The sequence below is a fragment of the Bacillota bacterium genome, from assembly GCA_040754675.1.
Lineage (GTDB): Bacteria > Bacillota > Limnochordia > Limnochordales > Geochordaceae > Geochorda.
The window spans coordinates 1-3,285 of record JBFMCJ010000455.1 but is presented as its reverse complement, the minus strand read 5'-3'; the positions used below and the strand labels follow the sequence as shown (position 1 = coordinate 3,285).

The following is a 3,285-nucleotide window of genomic DNA, read 5'->3' as shown; positions in this document are numbered from 1 at the left end:
AGAACGGGTAGTGGCGGAGGTGTCCCGTGCTGCGGAATACGTCAGCGTTACCGAACTGCAGGCGCAGACGGGGCAGCCCCAGAGGCTGTTTGCCGCGGTCGTGCTCAAAGAGTTGGTTGACAACGCTCTGGATGCGGCGGAGGCGGCGAGGGTGTCCCCGCGCGTGGATATCCGGGTGGTGCGCGGTGATCCCCTGCTGGTGGCTGTGCGCGACAACGGCCCTGGCTTGGAGCCGGAGGTCTTGCGGCGTGTTCTTGACTTCGGCGTGCGGGTGAGCGACAAGGTGGTCTACCGGGCTCCGACCCGGGGCCTCCAGGGTAATGCGCTGAAGACGGTGCTGGGGATTCCCTTCGCGCTGGGTTGTGCCGAGCCGGTGGTGGTGGAGGCATGTGGCGTGCGTCACCTGATCCGGGTTCGGGCTGACCCGGTCGGGAGGGTGAAGGTGGAGCACGCCGAGGAAGCGTGCGATCTGGCGGAAGGCACGCTGGTGGAGGTTCCGGTACCCGCGGCGGGTCAGGAGTTTTGGCCGCGTGAGTGGGGCAGGGCGTTTGCGGTGTTCAACCCGCACGCTTGGTTAAAAATCCGGGTTGCGGACGGAGGTGGCAGCCTGCGGTCAGCATCACCGGTCGGGGCGGCGCGGGAAGAATTTCACGAGCCGACGGTCGAGTTCCCCGGTGGCTGGCGCAAGTTCCTCCCGCGCGACCTGACCTCACCCCACTGGTACGACCTGGAGTCCTTTGCGCGGCTGGTGTTTGCCCACGTGCGGGCGATCGAGGAGGAACGCTCCAGGGACATGACGCTGCGGGAGTTCGTGCGCCAGTTCCGCGGGCTGACGGCGGCCGGCCGTGCCAGGGCGGTGTGCGATGCGGTGCCGGGGATACGGCATATCAGTGACTTCGAAGGCCGGCCCGAGGCGGTGGAGCTGCTGTTTCGGGCCATGTGCGAGCACGCGCCTGCTCCCTCACCGGAGGTGCTGGGGTGCTGCGGTGAGGGGCACTTCCGTGCGCTGTTCACCCGTTGGTACGGGGGTGCTGGGCGGTTTTGGTACCGGCGCGCGACCGGGTGTGCGGGCGGGGTCCCGTACGTGGTCGAGGCGGCGCTCGCTGAGACCCGGGCTGAGGGGGAGAAGGTCTTTGCCGGGATAAACTTCAGCCCTGCGTACGGGGATCCTCTGGCGGGCACCCTGCTGCCAGGGCCGAAGTTCAGCGCCTACGGGGTGCAGGGGTTTGTCTCGGAGGCCCTGGAGCCTGGTTGGCAGTGGCGGTTGGGTGGAGTGGCAGTGGCATTCCACCTGGTGTGTCCGGTGGTGGCGTTTCTGGACCGGGCCAAGGCGAGGCTTCACGTTCCCGAGCAGGTGGCCCGGGATGCGGCCGGGGCGCTGTGGGCGGTCTGCGGGACGCTTCACAGGGAGGGTGAGCGGTACCGGCGCCGGGCTGTACGGTGGGAGAAGGAGGCCCGTGCTGGGCAAAAGGTTGGCCGGGGGTGGACACTGAAGGAGGCTGTGTTTGCCGTGCTGGAGGAGGCGGTGGAGAAGGCGACGGGTGGCGGACGCTACCCGGTGTCGGCGCGGACCCTGTACTACCAGGTGCGGGCGCTGATCCAGGAGCACACATCTGGGGAGCTGGACTACAACTACTTCTCGCAGCAGCTTCTCCTGGAGTATCAGGAGCGATTTGGGGAGATAAAGGGGCTGTACTACGACCCGCGCGGGCACCTTTACGAACCGCACACCAACGTGGTGGTGCCCCTGGGCACCAGGGAGGTGGGGGCCTACGACTTTCCGGAGTGGGTGTTCGACAAGGTGCTGTACGTCGAGAAGAAGGGCCTGTGGCCGGTGCTTGAGGCGGCGAGGCTGGGCGAGCGGTACGACATGGCGATCGTGGCTGCGGAGGGCTACGCGACGGAGGCGGCGAGGGTGCTGTTCCAGCGGGCGGAGAGAGACAGGGAGTGCCGGTTGTTCGTGCTTCACGACGCGGACCCGTACGGGTACAACATCGCGCGGACTCTCAGGGAGCAAACCCGGCGGATGCGCGGGTATCACGTTGACGTGATTGACCTCGGGCTGAGGCTGGACGAGGCCCTGGCCATGGGGTTGCAGGTGGAGGAGTTCACGCGGCAGCAGGCGCTTCCCCAGGGGGTGGAGGAGACTCTGAGCCAGGTTGAGAGGGAGTATTTCGTCGGGCGGAAAGAGGGGAAAGTGTGGGTGTGCCGGCGTGTCGAGCTGAACGCCATGACCGGGCCGCAGCTTGTTGGCTACGTCGAGGCTAAACTGGCCGAGTGCGGCGCGGCCGGGAAGGTGCTGCCGCCGCCGGAAGTGGTCGCGGCGGAAGCGGAGGCGGCATACCTCAGGGACCTCGAGGCACTCGCTGAGCGGCAGGTGGCCGAACTGCTTGACGTGCCCGGCTTGGTGCGCCGGGCTCTCGAGCTTGCGGGCCGGCCGGATTTCGGTTCGCTGCATGCGGGGCTTTCCGGTGTCCTGGCATGTATGCCGGCTCAGAGCTGGCGCGAGATGGTGAGGAAGTGGATGCGCGAGGAGGCAGGGCGTGCCCTTGAGCGCGTGGACTGGGCCAGGGTGCTCGGTTCGGCCTGGCGCGGGCCGGGTGACGCGTGAGCGGAAGGCCGGCTCCGCCTGGCGTGAGCGCGGGCCCAGGGCTAGCCCGGGGCGCGTCAGCCGCCATGGTGGTCCTGTGAGATGCCGTCGAACTCGAGGGTGACGGCCTGGCCGGGGCCCAGGGCCACGCGCACGCGGGAGAAGCAGAGCCGGACCAGGTCCGCCCGATCGTGGGGGTTGCCGGTGGTTGGGGGCGCCCCCGGGGCTTTTGCCTTCTCCCGGGCCTCGAGGGCGCGGGCGGGCCCGGGCACGGGCAGGTCGGCCCTGGCGAGCACGAAGTAAGCCAGGTAGTTCCAGCACCGTGCCAGGGCGGGGTCCTTGCGGAGGTCGAGGGCGCACTTGGGCGTGGAGTACTGCAGCCTGAGGAAGGGTCCCGGGGTGAGGTCCTCGCGGCTGGCCCGGCCCGCACCCAGGATCTGGCGCACGCGGGCGATTTCCTGTGCCGCTTCGGCGGCCAGGCGGTTCGCCACCTGCGGCGTCGCGGTCAACGCGGCCAGGGCGCGGTCCTGCTCCTCGGCCTCGAGGAGCCGCTCCGCGGGGACGCCCACCATGCGCGCGTACGCCCGCAGGGTTTCGGGAGCCGGGTAGTTGCGCCCGTGCTCCAGGTCCACGAGCGCGGGCTGGGAGATGCCCAGCTCCCTCGCGTAGGCGCGCATGGGGAGCCGGCGGGCGTG

General features: G+C 69.3%; 2 protein-coding genes. One reads left to right on the top strand and one right to left on the bottom strand.

Going from position 1 to position 3,285, the window contains the following annotated elements:
- A partial coding sequence (locus tag AB1609_18915; protein ID MEW6048519.1) for an ATP-binding protein occupies positions 1-2,611 on the top strand: 2,611 nt, incomplete at its 5' end.
- Positions 2,612-2,667: 56 nt separating this feature from the next.
- Here the strand turns inward: AB1609_18915 and AB1609_18910 are convergent.
- The coding region (locus AB1609_18910) for a helix-turn-helix transcriptional regulator (protein MEW6048518.1) at positions 2,668-3,285 on the bottom strand (618 nt) is incomplete at its 5' end.